Genomic DNA, 17,717 nt, shown 5'->3' on the forward strand with positions numbered 1-17,717 from the left:
AATGGGCTTTTTATTTAAGTTTTGGAAATTATCAGTATTAACAATATTTTATTTGTAATTAATAATGTTACTATGCCAATAATTAGACGTTTTGAACAGAATAGACAGTCATTAGAGGAGTTTTATAAAGAGCTAATTCCGAAATCTGATGCCAAGATCGGAGATACGGGAACTCCAATGCTGGAAGTTTTGAAATCCATCAATAAAATGTTTAAGAAAACTGTTTTGTATGGATTAACTTCTCATGCATCATTGCTTATATTTAATAATGATTTTGAGGATTCAGATTATTATATTGTTATTAATGCTTTTAAGTCCAGGTATTATGATGAATATAGAATCGAGTATGTGATTCCGGAAAATGATAGACCTTGGAAAGGAGCAACTGTAAACGGAAGCTCTACAACATTGGAGGAATTTGAAAAAATGATCATCACTTCAATGCATAATTCCAGAGGATGGAAAGACAATAGTGAATTGGAAAAACTATATCAGAGATAATAAAAAAAACCGGTCATTTGAACGGCTTTTTATAAGTATTTCAATATCTCATCAATACTCTTCAGCTCCATAAAGTTGCTATGCTCCAGATGATGTTCATGCTGCTCATGGCTCCAGGTCACATGATAAGGGATATGTGCTGCAAAGCCCCCGATCTCCAATACAGGAAGAATATCGGACTTTATTGAGTTTCCAAGCATCAGAAAATGTTCCGGCTTGCAGTCCAGATGATTCAACAGCTTTTGATAATCGCTTTCCTTTTTATCACTCATAATTTCTATATGATGAAAATAGTCCTGCAGGCCTGAGTTTTTAAGCTTTCTTTCCTGATCCAGAAGGTCTCCTTTTGTAGCTACAACCAGTCTGTACTTTCCTTTTAATGCATCCAATGTTTCGGTAACGCCTTCCAGTAATTCTATCGGTTTCTGAAGCAATTCCTGACCAATTTCAATGGTTCTGTTAATCAATTGCATGGATGCTGTCCCTTCCGAAATTTTGCTAACGGTTTCCACCATACAGAGCATAAAACCTTTTACACCATAACCGTAAAGATGAAGATTTTTCATTTCGGTTTTAAACAGTTCCTGGGATACGGAATGTTGAGGAAGATAATCTTCAAGAAGGGTACAGAATTCCTTTTCTGCTTCCTGAAAATAAGGTTCATTGATCCAAAGGGTATCATCAGCATCAAATGCGATGGTTGTTATATGATTATTCATTTTACTTTTGTAATTTTCTGCTGACAAAATTCAGTATAAAAATTCAATCACAAAAGGACATTTGTCCCGGATAAGAAATGCTAAGAACCAATCAGCTGTTTTTAAATTACCTGGAAGATCTTTACGAAAGACAGGAACGTAAGGAAGATATTATCATCAGATCATTTTCCAAAGGTGAAAAGATATTCACACAGAATGAAAATCCTTCTAAAATAATGTTGATTAAAGATGGCATTACCAAATGTTTCTTTGTTGAAGAAAATGATAAGGAATACATTGTTGAATTTCTTGGAAAAGGTGAGATTACCGGAGAAATAGAACTGATCCGGGATATTCCCTGTCTGTGCAGTATTGAAGCTGTAACCGACGTTACCGTTTATGCTGTTACAATTCCATATTTTAAGAATTTAATCAAGAATGATCTTTCATTGAATAACCTGCTGCTGGATGTTTTTGCCGAACGTATCGTGAATACTTCCAGAAGGGCTTCCTATCAGCAGCTGTATGCGGCAGAACATACCCTTGCACAGCTCCTTGAGCTCCAGAAGCAGCAGGAAATAGAAATTTCCAAAGAAGACATGGCCGCCTACCTGGGAATTACAGTAAGGAGCCTGAACAGAACTCTGAAAAACTTAGAAAAATAAAAAGGTAACTTTTCCCCTGATCCTGCTGATAAGAATATAATGCTTCTTATTTTTGCACATCAATAAACCGGAACCTATACAAATATGGAAGACCTGCAATTCAGGAATGCTGACCTGAAAGATTTGGAAAAAATAGTTGAGATATACAATTCTACCATCCCGTCGAGAATGGTAACGGCAGATATGGAAAATGTTTCTGTGGAGAGCAAAATAAAATGGTTTAATGAGCATAATCCTCAAACACGGCCGCTTTGGGTGGTCGAAGATCAGAATGGACAAATCATAGGATGGGTTAGCTTCAGTTCATTCCATGAAAGGGCTGCCTATAGCGGAACGGTAGAGGTGAGTATTTATCTGGATGAAAACTGCAGAGGGAAAGGTTACGGTAAGACCATCCTTAAATATTGTATTGATAATGCCGGGAAATTCGGGGTAAATAACCTGGTCGCTCTTATTTTCCTGCATAATGAGGCCAGTTTAAAGCTTTTCAGGAATTTCGGGTTTGAAGATTGGGGAACATTACCTGATGTAGCTATTTTAGATGGTGTTGAGAGAAGCCTGAAGATTTTAGGGAAAAGAGTAGGGTAAGCTGTCATTGCGAACAGACTAAAGGTCTGCGAAAGTAGTTCAGAAGCGCTGAAGCAATCTCAGAGGTATTATTTTGCTTTTAGAAATATCAGTTTTATATTGTTGAAAATTATTATGTTAACATGCTCATACTTCGACTTCGCTCAGTGTGACATCTCTAATAATAAGCTGTTTTTATAAGATTATCATCTGAGCAGAGGTGAAGACTTTTTATATAAATAATAACTCTAAATATATTACAGCATCAAAATAAAAAATTGTGCGAAATCTCCGATTTCGCACAATTTTTTATTCAAAAGGTTGAAATTTATCATTATAGGGCTTAGTTTCATTTTCTTTTAATAAATAATATAGCCCATAATCTCCTAATTCTCCAAGGAAAAAAGTTATATAATTTTGAATTTCTAATGGTTTGTTTGAAATTTTGACACTTTTAATAATATTATTATGATAATTTCTTAGATTGTATTGAAGAGGAAAAGTCTTGTCAATTTTTATTGGAATTATAAAACCTTGCGAAAAATTATTAACAACTATTTTGTGAACTTCTTTAGGATTAATTTTACTTAAATTTATATTTTCAATATCGGCTTCTGATAAAAATAAATTATAATAATCTAACCAGTCTTTAAAAATTATTTTATTACGTTCAAATTTTAAATTCTTATTCTTTTCAGTAATAATTTTTATATATGATTGTATATCTTTTTTGAATTCAGAGCCTTCTTTTGTAGTTCTATTTTTGGGTTTGTTTGGAATATTCTCTTGTATTATAAGAGTTGACCTTATTTTTTCATCTTGGATTATAATCACTTTTTGTAAAGGAATTCGGTCTTTATTTTTAAATGATGAAGCAATATCATAGTATTCATCAAATATTGGGTCAATAGTAGAAATATTCTTATTTCCGCCATATTGATCAAAGTTGACTCTTTTAACAACTAAATATATAGTATTAATCAAAATATAATTTGTTAAAATAATTACTAAACCTTTTTTTAAATTTGATTGTATAAAAAAACCGTATATAAGAATATATATTCCTGAAATAGCTTGGAGAATAGATAAAACTAATTTATAAGTATAATTTTCACTATTTAAAAAAAGAGCATGTAGTATAAATATTAAAGGAACTAGAAATAAGTTTAAACTTATAATAAATATTAATGTTTTTTTTAGAAGAAATTTATTAATTACTAATTTAGTAGAAATACATAGTATTAGAGTAATTGGAAGAGAAATTATAAAATTTAAGATAGCAGGTTGAAATACTTCATTGATTGAAATTGTGGAATTTAATAAGAAATAAGATAATGCATATACAAAGAAATAGAAAATATATTGTGAGAAAACCTCATTAAGATCTTTATTATCTATATCAAGAATAAATTTCCTTGGTGACTTGAAAAAAATAAATATTTCTTTTAGCCACTCAATTAAATTTTCCTTTTTAAATTCTTTAAATAATTCAAAAATTTCACTAGACATATATGGAGCTATTAGTTATAGTATACAAATTAAGAAAATAATTGATTCTTAGATAATTATTTTATAAAGAATGGCCTTTTTAGGCCATTCTTTATAAATTCTGCTTAATCTTCTTCGCAGACATATTCAAAAACCGTTTCACTAGGAAAACAGCAGAAACCGTTAGTCCCAATCCTAAAGCGATCCACATTCCGAAAGCTCCCATTTTTAAAGTGACACAAAGAAAATAGCCTAAAGGAATCGTAATGACCCAGTAAGCGATAAAAGTATAAATCGAAGGGATCTTTACATCCTGGATCCCTCTGAGCATTCCTAAAGCGGTTACCTGCACTCCGTCTGAAAGCTGGAATAAAGCAGCAATGATCATTAATTTCGAGGCCAGTGTGATCACTTCAACTTCTTCTTTTTTGGTAAAGAAAGTAGGCAGTATATCTCTTCCCAGAATAAAGACCAGTCCGCAGATACACATGAAAATAAAGGCTATTTTAAGGTTGTTGATCCCGACTTTTCTCAGTTCAACAAAATTCTGCTCCCCAGTTTTCTTCCGATCATAACCGTTGATGCCACACTGAATCCTACACAAAGGTTAAAGGTAAACGAAGCCATACTCAATGCAATCTGGTGGGAAGCAATATCATGAGCTGAAATAAGGCCGCAGATAAATGCAGCACCGGCAAAAGCGGTTACTTCAAAGAACATCTGTAAAGCCGTAGGCAGACCCAATTTTATCATTTTGTCAAACATATTTCTGGAGAAAACCCGAATTTTTAAAGAAAAATCTTTAATATATCGTCTTGTTTTTTCTCTTTAACCAATACAATATAAAGAAAGACCACCATGAATATTCTGGAGATCAGGGTAGCTAAAGCAGAACCTTTTACCCCCATTTCAGGAAAGATCCAAAGCCCTTTAATGAAAACATAGTTTAAGGCAATATTGATGATATTGGCAATGATAGTCGCTTTGGTCACCCCTATGGTATAGGAAAGTCCTTCAGAAACTTCACGAAGCGTCTGAAAAGCCATAAACGGGATCATACTGATCGCCATAATACTCAGGAAATGCACGGTATTTGGGATGATCTTTTCCGGCTGCCCGGAATGGTAAAGTAATGGCATTCCTAAAAACAAAACAGCCATTAAAATAATTCCTACAGACATGTTGATCACAAAGCCGTGGCTGAAAACGGAATTAATGGTCTCGTGATCCTGCTTGGAGTGTGCCTCAGAAACCAGAGGGGGAATAGCAAATGAAAACCCCAGTGCCAGTACAAATACCGAGAAAAACACAGCATTTCCCAATGAAACGGAAGCCAGGGCATCCGCCCCTAAAAGTTTTCCGACAATAATATTGTCGAACAGATTCACCGAGACCTGCCCAACCTGCGTAAGCATGACGGGAAGGGCCAGGGTAAGGCACTCTTTCGTGTAGTTTTTGTTTAAAAAGTTCATTGTATTTTATGATTCATATATAGTTTACTTAAAATAGGGCAAAAAAATTGCAGTAAGGCTACTGCAATTTTATAATATATTTAATGTTCAATTAAATTATTTCCTTACAAAATTGGCAACATCCTCCTCAGAAACAGTATTTCCGCCAAGAATAATTAATCTTTCCACAACATTTCTCAGTTCTCTGATATTTCCTGTCCACGAAAGAACTTTAAGCGCGTCAATCGCTTTATCATCAAATTTCTTCACGGCAGTACCATGCTCATCGGCAATCATATCGGAAAAGTGATCCACCAATAATTTGATGTCTTCTTTTCTATCATCCAACGGCGGAACGTAGATCTCAATCACAGAGAGCCTGTGGTAAAGGTCTTCCCTGAATTTTCCTTCTTCAATTTCCTTCTGCATGTTTTTGTTGGTTGCAGCAATTACCCTTACATCCACCTTAATTTCCTTATCGCTTCCTACAGGAGAAACTTTGCTTTCCTGCAATGCCCTCAAAACCTTAGCCTGAGCAATAAGGCTCATATCTCCGATCTCGTCCAAAAAGATCGTACCTCCGTTTGCCTGTTCGAATTTTCCCTGCTTATCTTTAATAGCACCTGTAAAAGAACCTTTTACATGCCCGAAAAGCTCAGATTCAATAAGTTCAGAAGGGATGGCCGCACAGTTTACCTCTACCATTGGTCCTCTTGCGCGCTCGCTTTGGTTGTGGATAGCATGGGCTACCAGTTCTTTTCCAGCACCGTTGGGTCCTGTAATCAAAACACGGGCATCAGAAGCAGCAACTTTTTCGATCATATCCTGAATCTTTTTCAGAGCAGGGGAATCACCGATCATCTGGTATTTTTTGTTGACCTTTCTTTTTAAGGTTTTATTTTCAGTTTGAAGATTTTTATTTTCCTTTTTAAGACTTTCTTTGGCTAAAGCATTTTTTACGCTTGTAATCAGCCTGTTGATGTCGATAGGTTTGGAAATGAAATCGTACGCTCCTTCTTTTAAGCAGGAAACAGCAGAATCAATATCTGCGTGGCCTGAGATCATGATGAAAGTGCTTTCGGGTTTCAGAACCATACTTTGCTTTAAAAGTTCCGTTCCTGAAAGTTTAGGCATCTTGATATCAGAAATCACTAATGCGAAATCTTCTTTTTCTATCTGTTTGTAGCCTTCGAGGCCATCTTCAGCGATAACAAATTCGTAATCGGTAAGTTCATCAGAAAGGATACTGTGTAGTACTCCCGAGATTGCTTTTTCGTCTTCTACAATAAGGATTTTTTGCATAGTTGCAAATTTAGATTTTTTGATTCAATTATTAGCAAAAACTATACCTAAATATACTATTTTGAGTAATCTCTTCTGCCGAAAATAGCGGATCCCACCCTTACGGAATTGGCACCGCATTCAATGGCAGCCGGGAAATCATCACTCATTCCCATAGATAAAGTTTCCAGTGTTTTTAATGTATTTAATTCATCAAAAAGTCCTTTTAATATCGAAAACTCTCTTTTTACCTGTTCCTCGTCGTCAGTAAATGTAGCCATACCCATCAGGCCGGTGATCTCTACATTCGGAAATTCTCCGTTCAGATATCGTTGGAATAATGCTTTTGCCTCAGCAGCTTCAAGACCGAACTTACTTTCTTCTTCAGCTATTTTTACCTGAAGCAGAACCTTGATTTTTCTGTTGCTTTTCCCGGCTTCTTTACTGATTTCTGAAAGAAGTTTTTCAGAATCCACACTCTGAATGGTATCAATGAAAGGAGCAATATATTTTACTTTATTGGTCTGAAGATGCCCGATCAGGTGCCACTGGATATCCTGCGGAAGGAGAGGGTATTTCTCCATAAGCTCCTGAACTTTATTTTCCCCGAAAACTTTCTGCCCCAGATTATAAACTTCCTGAATGGCTTCAACAGGGTGTGTTTTGGAAACGGCTACCAGTTGAACTCCCGCTGGCAGCTGATTTTTTATTGCTGTATAATTTTCTTTAATTTCCATATATGCAAATTTCTGAATTTTAAAAGCAAAAAACTAATGAATCCGTAAAATAGTTGCCGCCAGATTTTAGTATATAGTACTCAATTGTTCCACTGCTGGATTGTTACATTAATTTAATATCTCATTAATCTGTGGATACTGGGAGATCTTCCTGAACACAAACTTGTTGCTTTTCTGAAGCTTTTCGATAAACATATCCAATTCATTAATGGAATCGGCATCCCTGAGGTACTGATCATGGGTAAGGAAAACCAGATGCCTCGATGTTTTTTCCAGGTCATTAAAGAAAATGCTGTCTACTTTTTTGATCATAGCTTCATGGCTTCCCTTTAAAGTCATTTTTTGGGAAGGTCTCCATTCAAGATCCCAGCCGATTACTTTATAGCCTGCTTTTTAAGGCTGTTGGCTGCATCGGTAGAGCTTTTGATATCGGTTACGTTGATGTTGTTCAGTCTCCAGATATTTCTGCCGGGTGTTCTCGCGATCATATCATACAATTTGAGGCTGTCTCTGGCAATATTAAAATCATGGACCACCGCATCGGGATTTTTATAAAAATCGGTGTATTTATTATGGGCATGGCTAAAGCTGTGGTTAGCCAGTTCTATCAGGGGATTGTTTTTTAAAAGCTCCAGATCCTCTTTCTGCCTTTTGCTTCCATAGGCATGTTTTCCTACGAGAAAGGCGGTAGCACAAACATTTCTTTTGTTTAAAATTTTAAGGAGGTTTTCTGTTCCCTGGTTAGGGCCGTCATCAAAAGTAAGGTAGATAATTCTTTTATCGGATTCTACATTCTCATCATCTATTCTGGGGACCGGTTTTACGGTGGGATGTTCCAGTGATACGGTTTTTTCAAACTCTTTCACTTCAGTTTTGCCGTTACAGCCGTTGAATACAATTGAAGCCGCACTCACCAATGCAGTCATCCCAAGAAAAGTCATATTTTTTGACTTTTCTCCCAAAAATTTTTTCATAAAGATAATGGAGATTAAATCGTTAAAAATTTGTTAAAATAATTGTTGAAATGTTAACAAATAATATGCCATATTTTCTTAAAATAATGTTTTTTAATTTTATTTTAAGATCTTTATTTTAAAGGTATTTTGCTAAAAATGAAAAGTCTTGGAATTATTTTTTCTTATTCTTGTTTTTTAACATTTAAAATTATAATAATAATAGCTTATCTCTATTATTATTGAAGTAGTATTATTTTCCTTTCTGTGGGATTTATTTTAATATTTCTTTCAGATAAAGAGAATTCTTAATGGCTGCCGTTCCCCAGGTATTATTGAAGAATATAAATGTTTTCTTTTCAGATTGACTGATCTTTTCAGCAAGATTATCAATAAACTCTGAACTGTATTCGGATTTATAAAGAACGGGTTTGCCATGAAGCCTGTAATATAAGATGTCAGGATGATTGATGATGATCTCTTCAGGAAGGTTTCCCGGAAAACTTACCCCTGAAAAAACAATATTGTTGTCTTTTAAAAGGGTGAAAATTTCTTCAGACCACCAGGAATCATGGCGGAATTCTATGACATTTAAATATTTGAAATCCAGGCTGGAAAGGATCAGGTCAATATTTTCCTGTGACTTCCTGAATGAAGGCGGAAACTGGTATAAAAACCCGGAAAGTTTTTCTTTCAGATGAGTTTCAATGTGCTCACAGAACTCTGAAATCTCCTGTCTGGAATCTTTCAGGCGCTTTTCATGTGAAATAGCTTTTGGTATTTTGATGAAAAATCTGAAGCTTTCGGGAGTTTCATCATACCATTTTGAAAGCGTTTTTGCAGTTGGCTTTCTGTAAAAAGTAGAATTGATCTCTACCGAATTGAAAGCCTGTGAATATAAGGTAAGAAAGTCTTTACTCTGGGCATTTTCATGATATAGCGAACCTTTCCAGTCGTTATTGTAAAATCCTGAGCATCCAATGTAAAGACTTTCTTTTTTCATGATATTTATTTTATTTCTGTATCCAGATTGACAGAATTCAGCCTTAATGAATTGAGAATGACAGAAAGTGAGCTGACACTCATTGCAGCTGCTGCAATCATAGGTGATAACAGTATTCCAAAGAAAGGATACAATAATCCTGCCGCTACCGGAATTCCCAGCACATTGTAAATAAATGCAAAGAACAGGTTTTCTTTGATATTCCTAAGAAGCTTTTCACTGAGAAGTTTAGCTTTTGCTACACCTAAAATATCACCTTTTAATAATGTAATTTCTGCGCTTTCCATGGCAACATCGGTTCCGGTTCCCATTGCAATTCCTACATCAGACTGGGCCAAAGCAGGGGAGTCATTGATCCCGTCACCGGTCATGGCTACAATTTTACCCTGCTGCTGAAGTTTTTTTACCTCATTCAGTTTATCTTCGGGCAGGCAGCCTGCTTTATAATGTTTGATTCCCAGTTCATCTGCAACTGCTTTTGCGGTATGCTCGTTGTCTCCCGTCATCATGATTACATCAATTCCTTCATTCATCAGGCGCTGGACGGCTTTTCTGGAAGTTTCCTTAATTTTATCTGTAAAGCTGATAAAGCCCAATACAGACTGATCTTGTGCAACATAAGATATGGTGTGTGCTTTCGACTGTACTTCTGCAGCTTTTTGTTTTAATTCATCAGGAACAGACATGTTGTGCGAAGTAATAAGGTTTTCGTTTCCTAAATAAACGGTTTTTCCATTGATATTTCCCTGTACACCTTTCCCTGAAACATTTTCGAATTGATCAACCTTTTCAGGGGTTAAATTTTCTTCTTTAGCTTTCTTTATTACTGCATTGGATAATGGATGCTCAGAATTCTGATTCAGTGAAAATGCTATTTTCAGAATTTCGTTCGTGTTGGCACTTCCAGATGTTTCAATATGTTCTACAGATGGTTTTCCTTCCGTTAAGGTTCCTGTTTTATCGGTGATCAGAACATTGACTTTATTCATCTGTTCCAGCGCTTCGGCATTTTTAATCAGGATGCCGCTTTTGGCACCTTTCCCGATTCCGACCATCAGGGACATGGGAGTGGCGAGACCCAATGCACATGGACATGCCACAATCAATACTGCAACGGCATTAACGAAGGCGAATAAGCTTCTTTTTCCTTCCGGCCCAAAAAACTGCCACAATACAAAGGTAAGAACAGCAATGAGGATCACAACCGGAACAAAAACTTTGGAAACCTTATCCGTCAGCTTCTGTATGGGTGCCCTGCTTCGGCTGGCTTCATTCACCATTTTGATGATTTGTGAAAGAAGGGTTTCGTCTCCCACTTTTTCAGCTTTCATGATGAACACCTTATTTCCGTTGATGGTTCCGGAGGAAACTTTATCATCAATGTTTTTCTTTACAGGAACAGGTTCGCCGGTGATCATGCTTTCATCGACCAGAGAGTTTCCTTCTGTGATTTTTCCGTCAACCGGGATTTTTTCACCTGGTTTTACTTTCAGGAGATCTCCGATTTTTACCTGGGAAAGCAAGACTCTTTTTTCTTCCCCATTTACTATAAGGTTAGCCTCGTCAGGAGAAAGGTTCATCAGCTCTTTGATGGCATTTCCTGTTCTTTTGTGAGCGGCAGCCTCCATGAGTTGTCCTAAAATTACAAGCGTTAAAATCACACAGACTGCTTCGAAATACAGCGGAATTTCATGATTGTGGCCCCTGATTTCATGAGGAATGATATCCGGGAAAGCCAAAGCCGTAATACTGAAAATAAATGCAGCTGCAACACCCAAAGCAATCAGGCTGAACATATTTAAATTCCATGTTTTAAATGAAACCCAGCCTCTTTTCAATAAAAACCACCCGGAATAAAACATTACCGGAAGAGTCAGGGCAAGCTCAATAAATCCCTGTGTTGTATGGGAAAAAGGAAAATTAATCAACATTCCACCCATTGAAAGAATGAAAACAGGAACTGTAAAGAGAAGAGAAATAATGAATTTCCTTTTTAAAATATTGTAGGTTTCATCTTCTTCGTCATCTCCGGAGTCGGGCATTCTTACAAGGTCCATTCCACAGATCGGGCAATCTCCGGGTTCGTCTCTGATGATCTCGGGATGCATGGGGCAGGTATATTTTGCTGTTTTCTTCTCGGGATATTTTACAAGATCCATCCCGCAGACAGGACATCCTACATTAGAATCATAGGTTTTGTCGCCTTCGCAGTACATCGGACAGTAATATTTTCCGGCCATATCATCTGTAACTTTCGGAGCTTCATGATGATGGCTGTGATCATGATGATGAGTATGGCTGTGTTGATGGTTGTGAGAAGTCGCATTTTTAACAAGGTCTTCTGTAATTTCTTCCAGGTGCATATGGCAGACTGGACAGTCCCCTTTTTCATCATAAATTTTATCACCTTCACAGAACATCGGGCAATAATATTTACCTATACTGTCTTTGAAATTTGCCGGAAGGTTAGCAGAAGAGTAGGCAGGTTTGCGGTTCGGGTCTTTGGCATGTTTTTCTTCGATGGGAACCAGATACATATTACAAACCGGGCATCTTTCGCCTTGTTTAAAGTATACTTTGTCGCCTTCACATTCCATCGGGCAGTAATATACGGAAGAAGGAGAAACCCTGTCCTGAGGCTTTACAAAAGTGTTTTCAGGTTGGTTTGGGTCTTCGAGCCTGTATTTTCCTATTTCTTCCAAAGCTTTATTGAGAACTGAAAGCTGGATTTCCTTATCAGAAGTGATCGTGGCTGTATTATTCTCCAGATTTACATCGGCTGTAACTCCTTCAATACTGTTGAGCTGTGCTGAAATTTTTTCTGGCAGCCGGAACATGTCATTCCGAGTATATTATATTGTCTGTTCATGATCCTTGAATTTATAATACAAATGTCCAAAATGAAGTGGTAAGACTGTTATAAATTTAAGGATAATAGTTATAGAATTTGGTTTTAGGATTTTGAGTGGGTTTGAGGGTGTGAGAGTTTGAGGGTGGGAGTGTTTAAGTAAATATTGAATTAGATATAATAGTTTAGCTTAAAATAGGATAATAATAGAAAGTCAAACCTCTTTCCATTTATTTATCTTCCACACTCAGGCACTCAAACCCTCAAACTCTCAAACTCAGAAACTGTCCAGGGTTTTTCTTTGATGATCTTTCAGTTTCTTGAATTCCGTAGGGGTAAAGCCGGTGATATTCCTGAATTGGGAAGAAAGATACTGAACGCTTTTGTAGCCTAATTTTCCGGCGATTTCTGTAAGGGTGAATTCGTTATAAAGGAGCAGTTCCTTTACTTTTTCAATTTTATGAAGGATAAAAAATTGTTCCAGGGTAATGTTTTCGTTCTGGGAAAAGGTTTTGGAAAGAGAACTGTAGTCTTTGTGGATTTTCGAACTTAAAAATTCGGAAAGAAGGAAATTTTCATCAATATCCAGTTCACTGATTTTGATGATAATGATATTTTTAATTTTATCAACGAGCTGATGGGCAGAGTCTTTGATCCTTTCAAAACCTGTATCGAGCAGGCTTTTCTCTATGGCCAGCATTTTTTCTTCAGAAACATCTGCTTTGGTTTCCACTTCTCCCAATGTAACGGATTGAGTTGCTATTTCTGCCTCGCCGAATATTTTTTCCACTGCGGAAATACAGCGGTTGCACACCATATTTTTGATGAAGATTTTCATGGCTTGCTCAATCTGTCTTTTACAAATTCTATTTGGGTTTTTCCGTGTGGTGCAGGATTTCCATCATTATCCAGATTTACCATAACGATCTTGTCTACTGTAATGATAGTTTGGTGGGTCATTTTGTTTCTTACATCACATTTTAAAGTAATGGATGACGATCCGAAGTGGGTGGCTTCAATCCCGATTTCTATAATATCTCCCTGTTTTGCGGAGCTTACAAAGTTGATCTCTGAAATAAATTTCGTCACTACTTTTGTATTTTCCAGCTGAATGATTGCGTAAAGCGCTGCCTCTTCATCGATCCATTGTAAAAGTCTTCCTCCAAAAAGGGAGTGGTTGGGGTTCAGGTCTTCAGGCTTTACCCATTTTCTGGTATGATAGTTCATGTTTTAATGATTTGCCTGACAAATTTAAGGTTAAAAACTGGGTTTATCAAGAAAACTGCATTTACTGATCTGAAGGAAATGATTCATTTTCTCAATCATATTCTTTTGGAACGCATTGCTTTTACTTTTTTTATGTCGCTATCGTTTAAAAAATTCTGATATTCTTTACTTTCAACAGGGAAAATAGCCACTTTACCTTCCTGATTATGATGAATCCCGAATCCATATCGTTTGGCCAGCGGGGAAGATCTGAGGCAAGGCTGCCCTTTAGAGAAAAACCGGATCTTTTCCTGTTCCTTCTCATTTTCAGAAATATCATTTTTCATGGCATAGCATTCGAAAATAATATCATCGGAAGTATACCGGTATGGGTTTTTAATGATCTGATCATACTGAAGTTGTGCTAAAGTCTTTATGTTCTTTTCAGGAGGGGTTTCTGCACTGGAGACAGGGCAGTCATCGGCGACTTCAATGAAGGTATTGATATAATTGGTAGTGTGTTTCATATTTTTTTATTCTGTTTTGATGTTAAATATTCCGGAAGCTAATCGTAAAGAACCTTGTTTTCTAACATTCTACAAGATTATTTTTATTATGTTAACTAACTTTAACTTTCTATGAAAATCATCTTAATTATTGTTTTTCGATAATTAATTGTTTCTTAATGATAAATTTAAACTTTGAATTCATGGCAGCGTGATAAATGGTTTAAAAAAACTTTGATTTATAATTTTTAATTGTATCTTGCATTCGTTTATATTTGGAATCAATATTTGTTCATTAATTTATGTTGTTTTTCTCTTATATACCAAATTTTTATTAATTTATAATTTTTTTTAAAATGAACATTTTTGTTTCAAACATCAATTACGCAACTAAAGAGTATGAGTTGCACGATCTATTCGCAGAATTTGGTGACGTATCATCAGCTAAAATTGTTACAGACAGAGAAACTGGCCGTTCAAGAGGTTTCGGTTTTGTAGAAATGGGCGATGAAGAAGGAAAACAAGCTGTTGAAGCTCTTAACCAGAAAGAATTTAACGGAAAAACACTAAACGTATCTGAGGCTAAGCCAAGAGAAGAAAAGCCAAGAAGAAGCTTCGACAACAACAGAGGCGGTGGTTACGGAAACAACCGTGGTAACGGTGGTGGATACGGTGGTGGAAACAACCGTGGAGGTAACGGCGGCGGAAACCGTTGGTAAAAATATAAGGCGGCTTTCAAGTCGCTTTTTTATGTACAATTATCCCTTCCTGATATATTCAGGGAGGGATAATTATTTTTTAATGGAAATAAAAAGAGCAGCTAAAAAAGCCACTCTCAATCTATATTATATATTATAGCATAGTTATTTTTCTTTGATCAGTAGCACTGCATTATCATAGTAGATATTCTTTTTACTGTTGTCTGGAGTTTTATCTCTTGACATATTCTGAAACACTATTTTGATATGGTATTTTCCCAGATCGCTTTCCATAGAAATTTCTTTCATAGTTGCCGTTCCCGTTTTAGAGGTATTGCTGTCAAAGAGTCTGTTCATGGCAGGGCCGAAATCTACGGCTTCAGTGGAATTAAGGATTACCCTTATTGTTTCATTATTATTGATTTCTGTCTGATTGTCTATCTCGAAGGTATCTCCATTGATATCTCTCGATTCCTGAGTATAATGATTGAAATTAATTAAATACTGATATCCCTGAATATTAGTTACCCCGGTTTCAGATTGTAAAACGAGTCTTTCCGGTATTGAAGCTTCCTGGGTTTTACCTACATTGGTAAATGCATCTCTCAATGTAATGAAAGACCATAAGTAAGGCTGTTCAAAATCACGTGCTAAAAGGTTACGTGTTTTCCCGGAAACAAGATTCAGCAGGAAATCTTTTTGCTTTCTTTTTGCCAGGAACTGAAATTTATTTGAAATTTCTATCACAAGGGTGTCAGATACTCTTTTTTGAAAATCTATTTTATTATTGACCAATAGCTTATTCTGATCCAGAAGTTTGATCAATTCGTTCTTCTGACTTCTTTTGGCAACACTGAATGCATTTAAATAAGGAAAGATCAGTGAAAATATACCGAATATGAATAAACTTACAGGAATGAATTTGATACTTGCTTTTTTGTTTAATATAAAATAAGCCACCACACTCAATAGCCAAAGTGCCAGCAGCAATACGAAATATCTGGGTTCCGTATAGCCGTATTCCAGAATCCTTGTAAATATGGCTGTAAATAATAAAACAAGCAAAGGAATTATAGTGTAATAGAACAGCTTTGAAAATACTTTGACCCAGGATTTTGCTTTCTCTTCTTTCAGTGGATATACAAGCAATAAGGCAAGGATGCCCACAACGCTGTAGGCCAGGATCAGATAAGAAACCCATCCTCTCGGAAGCTCCCAGTTAATGATGATTTTAAATGAATAAAGGTAAAGGATGATTGCATAAATAAAAAGCAAAGGGATCAGGACAAACTGGGTGAAAAATTTTAAGATCACAGGATAAGTTCCGTCTTTTTCAAGATAGTTCAGGCCGGTTTCGTTAAAGAGCAGGAAAATAAAAGAACTTCCGAATATAGCTAATACATAAAAAGTACCAAGGTAAAGTTTGTCGTGGAAATTAAAATCAAACAGCTTATCAACTGCCAGAATTGCCAGCTCCACGCCTCCTGTAAGGACCCCTGTGAAAACTGCTGTCAGGAAGATATTAACAAAAAGGTTCTTGTTGTACTGCCAGAAATTAAGCTCCCTGTTTTTTTCGAGAAATGCAGCAAAGGAAACCAATAAATGAGACAAAAGGAAAGTAATGGCAACAATAAATCCATATACCTCGGTGAAGTCCCGCTCTTTTCCGGGTAAAACAAAGTAAAATCCTGCAAGGAAGGCTGTCCCCAGCACTTCCAGTAATAGTCTTTTACCAATTCTTTGGGAAAGTATTTTTAAAGCGAACATCAAAGAAATTCCCAGGCAGCAACAAATGGTGAATTTGGTATGAGTAAACATCAATTCTTTGTTGTTTTTGCCATCCAGCATACAGATAGCACCGATAGAAGATAGAAGACCCATTAATAAAACCATTGGATAGCGCAGCAGGACCTCCTGTGCTTTCTCTGTTATTTCCCGGAATTTTGTTTTCATGATCCGTGTATTTTGTGCTTAATCCTTTTTCTTCTTTTTCTTTTTGTCTTTATCTTTTTTAGCCTTTTTAACTTTTTTAGGATTTAAAATCTCATCTGCATACTCAAATTTCGGTTCCTCAGTCTTTGCCGGAACAATTTCAATTTTAAGGTCGAAATAATTTTTAAGGTCATTCTGGGATATTAGTTTTTCATTAAACAACAGCTCAAGCATTTCTTTCCCGGAATCATTGAAAAAGTTGTGTGAAAGTTCTTTCAGCAGAAATTTCCTGTATTCTTCACACGGAACTACCACTGTGTACTTAAAGATTCTTCCTTCTTTTTGAGTTGTGATATAACCTTTTTCCACCAGGATTTTCAGGTAAGTGGAAACGGTATTTTGGTGCGGCTTCGGTTCAGGATGCTGCTCCATGATGTCTTTAAGATAAAAAGATTCAAGCTTCCAGAACAGCTTCATAAAATTTTCCTCAGCAGCGGTAAGATGATTTATTTTCATAGAATTCTTAATGTTGAAATTGTATATTGCAATAAAGATAAATAAAAGATACCACAAATGCTATCGCGGCACCCATAAATACCTCCTTTACGGTATGTCTTTTAAAATAATTCTTGTGATTCCCACCAAAGCGGCTATTCCCAGCCATACCAGCCCCGCCTTCCAGTCAAGGGTGAAAAACAGTGCTGCCACAAATACATTAAAGGCTGTATGCATCGAACTTTTAATAAATAAATTGCTGATCTGCATGGTGAAAACAAGAATCAGTATAAAAAGCATAACGAGATCAATATATCCGTTTCTGAAATAGTTAAAAACGAGATAAGCAACCACACAGGCACCAATAAAGATATAAAGGCTTTTCCTCTGGACCCGGTCGGAAACATCCATATTGGTATATCTTCCCGTTTTTACATTCCATACCAGCCATATTACCACCGGAAGAATGATCATTAATAATAAAGGGATAAAGTAAAGAAGAGAATCTTTCAGTGAATATTCCCTTACACTCATATAGATGAAAAAAATAAGTAAAGAAATAAGAGGATTGAAAAAATCTGAAATGATTCTTGAAATTTTATGCACCAATAAAGGCTGTTTTTCTTCCATGTTTAAATTTAAAAACCAAATATACCATTATAACCTCAAAAACCAAATGAAAAGCAGT

General features: G+C 36.0%; 19 protein-coding genes and 1 pseudogene. 4 read left to right on the forward strand and 16 right to left on the reverse strand.

From position 1 onward, the window contains the following. Nucleotides 1–72 precede the first annotated feature (72 nt). Entirely contained in the window at nucleotides 73–501 is a 429-nt protein-coding gene (locus N4G44_RS08655; RefSeq protein ID WP_474926014.1) for a hypothetical protein, read from the forward strand. Nucleotides 502–530: 29 nt separating this feature from the next. Here the strand turns inward: N4G44_RS08655 and N4G44_RS08660 are convergent, their stop codons facing one another. Then, nucleotides 531–1,220 carry an HAD family hydrolase gene (locus N4G44_RS08660; protein ID WP_474926016.1) on the reverse strand — a complete coding sequence of 230 codons (690 nt, stop codon included), beginning with the start codon at nucleotides 1,218–1,220 and terminating at the stop codon, nucleotides 531–533. Nucleotides 1,221–1,297: 77 nt separating this feature from the next. On the opposite strand from N4G44_RS08660, the gene N4G44_RS08665 reads away from it, so the two are divergent. Together N4G44_RS08665 and N4G44_RS08670 are read left to right on the forward strand one after the other, a co-directional pair. Continuing rightward, nucleotides 1,298–1,864, forward strand: a complete 567-nt coding sequence (locus N4G44_RS08665) for a Crp/Fnr family transcriptional regulator (RefSeq protein WP_474926017.1) — start codon at nucleotides 1,298–1,300, stop codon at nucleotides 1,862–1,864. 84 nt (nucleotides 1,865–1,948) lie between these two features. Beyond that, nucleotides 1,949–2,452: an N-acetyltransferase family protein gene (locus tag N4G44_RS08670; RefSeq protein ID WP_474926019.1), complete on the forward strand. Its 504-nt coding sequence runs from the start codon at nucleotides 1,949–1,951 to the stop codon at nucleotides 2,450–2,452. A gap of 288 nt (nucleotides 2,453–2,740) precedes the next feature. Here the strand turns inward: N4G44_RS08670 and N4G44_RS08675 are convergent, their stop codons facing one another. The 12 genes and pseudogenes from N4G44_RS08675 to N4G44_RS08730 all read right to left on the reverse strand — a co-directional run bounded on the left by N4G44_RS08675 (nucleotide 2,741) and on the right by N4G44_RS08730 (nucleotide 13,925). Beyond that, complete coding sequence (locus tag N4G44_RS08675; protein ID WP_474926020.1) at nucleotides 2,741–3,940, reverse strand: hypothetical protein; 1,200 nt, start codon at nucleotides 3,938–3,940, stop codon at nucleotides 2,741–2,743. A 91-nt stretch (nucleotides 3,941–4,031) separates the two neighbouring features. Beyond that, nucleotides 4,032–4,684 (reverse strand): annotated as a pseudogene (locus tag N4G44_RS08680) (MATE family efflux transporter). Nucleotides 4,685–4,707: 23 nt separating this feature from the next. Then, nucleotides 4,708–5,391 (reverse strand): MATE family efflux transporter, encoded by a 684-nt coding sequence (locus N4G44_RS08685; RefSeq protein ID WP_474926022.1) that lies wholly within the window; start codon nucleotides 5,389–5,391, stop codon nucleotides 4,708–4,710. A gap of 96 nt (nucleotides 5,392–5,487) precedes the next feature. Further along, complete coding sequence (locus tag N4G44_RS08690; protein WP_474926023.1) at nucleotides 5,488–6,672, reverse strand: sigma-54-dependent transcriptional regulator; 1,185 nt, start codon at nucleotides 6,670–6,672, stop codon at nucleotides 5,488–5,490. Nucleotides 6,673–6,728: 56 nt separating this feature from the next. Beyond that, nucleotides 6,729–7,388: a YggS family pyridoxal phosphate-dependent enzyme gene (locus tag N4G44_RS08695; protein WP_474926025.1), complete on the reverse strand. Its 660-nt coding sequence runs from the start codon at nucleotides 7,386–7,388 to the stop codon at nucleotides 6,729–6,731. Between the two features lie 108 nt (nucleotides 7,389–7,496). After that, nucleotides 7,497–7,727, reverse strand: a complete 231-nt coding sequence (locus tag N4G44_RS08700; RefSeq protein ID WP_474926027.1) for a hypothetical protein — start codon at nucleotides 7,725–7,727, stop codon at nucleotides 7,497–7,499. A gap of 35 nt (nucleotides 7,728–7,762) precedes the next feature. After that, a complete protein-coding gene (locus tag N4G44_RS08705; protein WP_474926029.1) occupies nucleotides 7,763–8,329 on the reverse strand; it encodes a polysaccharide deacetylase family protein in 567 nt (188 codons plus the stop codon). 286 nt (nucleotides 8,330–8,615) lie between these two features. After that, nucleotides 8,616–9,344 (reverse strand): DUF72 domain-containing protein, encoded by a 729-nt coding sequence (locus N4G44_RS08710; protein ID WP_474926031.1) that lies wholly within the window; start codon nucleotides 9,342–9,344, stop codon nucleotides 8,616–8,618. Between the two features lie 5 nt (nucleotides 9,345–9,349). Further along, on the reverse strand, nucleotides 9,350–12,181 hold the full coding sequence (locus N4G44_RS08715; RefSeq protein WP_474926032.1) for a heavy metal translocating P-type ATPase: 2,832 nt from the start codon (nucleotides 12,179–12,181) through the stop codon (nucleotides 9,350–9,352). A 288-nt stretch (nucleotides 12,182–12,469) separates the two neighbouring features. Beyond that, complete coding sequence (locus N4G44_RS08720; RefSeq protein ID WP_474926034.1) at nucleotides 12,470–13,030, reverse strand: helix-turn-helix domain-containing protein; 561 nt, start codon at nucleotides 13,028–13,030, stop codon at nucleotides 12,470–12,472. Next, complete coding sequence (locus N4G44_RS08725; RefSeq protein ID WP_474926036.1) at nucleotides 13,027–13,419, reverse strand: acyl-CoA thioesterase; 393 nt, start codon at nucleotides 13,417–13,419, stop codon at nucleotides 13,027–13,029. The genes N4G44_RS08720 and N4G44_RS08725 overlap by 4 nt, the downstream gene beginning before the upstream one ends. Before the next feature lie 95 nt (nucleotides 13,420–13,514). Beyond that, entirely contained in the window at nucleotides 13,515–13,925 is a 411-nt protein-coding gene (locus N4G44_RS08730) for a DUF6157 family protein (protein WP_474926037.1), read from the reverse strand. Between the two features lie 335 nt (nucleotides 13,926–14,260). On the opposite strand from N4G44_RS08730, the gene N4G44_RS08735 reads away from it, so the two are divergent. After that, a complete protein-coding gene (locus N4G44_RS08735; RefSeq protein ID WP_048503964.1) occupies nucleotides 14,261–14,623 on the forward strand; it encodes an RNA recognition motif domain-containing protein in 363 nt (120 codons plus the stop codon). Between the two features lie 144 nt (nucleotides 14,624–14,767). Here N4G44_RS08735 and N4G44_RS08740 read toward each other — a convergent pair whose 3' ends face one another. From N4G44_RS08740 to N4G44_RS08750, 3 genes are all read right to left on the reverse strand, one after another. Continuing rightward, a complete protein-coding gene (locus tag N4G44_RS08740) occupies nucleotides 14,768–16,555 on the reverse strand; it encodes a DUF4153 domain-containing protein (protein ID WP_474926040.1) in 1,788 nt (595 codons plus the stop codon). Between the two features lie 18 nt (nucleotides 16,556–16,573). After that, a complete protein-coding gene (locus tag N4G44_RS08745) occupies nucleotides 16,574–17,050 on the reverse strand; it encodes a BlaI/MecI/CopY family transcriptional regulator (protein ID WP_474926041.1) in 477 nt (158 codons plus the stop codon). Between the two features lie 87 nt (nucleotides 17,051–17,137). Further along, a complete protein-coding gene (locus N4G44_RS08750; RefSeq protein ID WP_474926042.1) occupies nucleotides 17,138–17,659 on the reverse strand; it encodes a phosphatase PAP2 family protein in 522 nt (173 codons plus the stop codon). Nucleotides 17,660–17,717: the final 58 nt, after the last annotated feature.

It is taken from the genome of Chryseobacterium sp. GTID13, assembly GCF_056172655.1.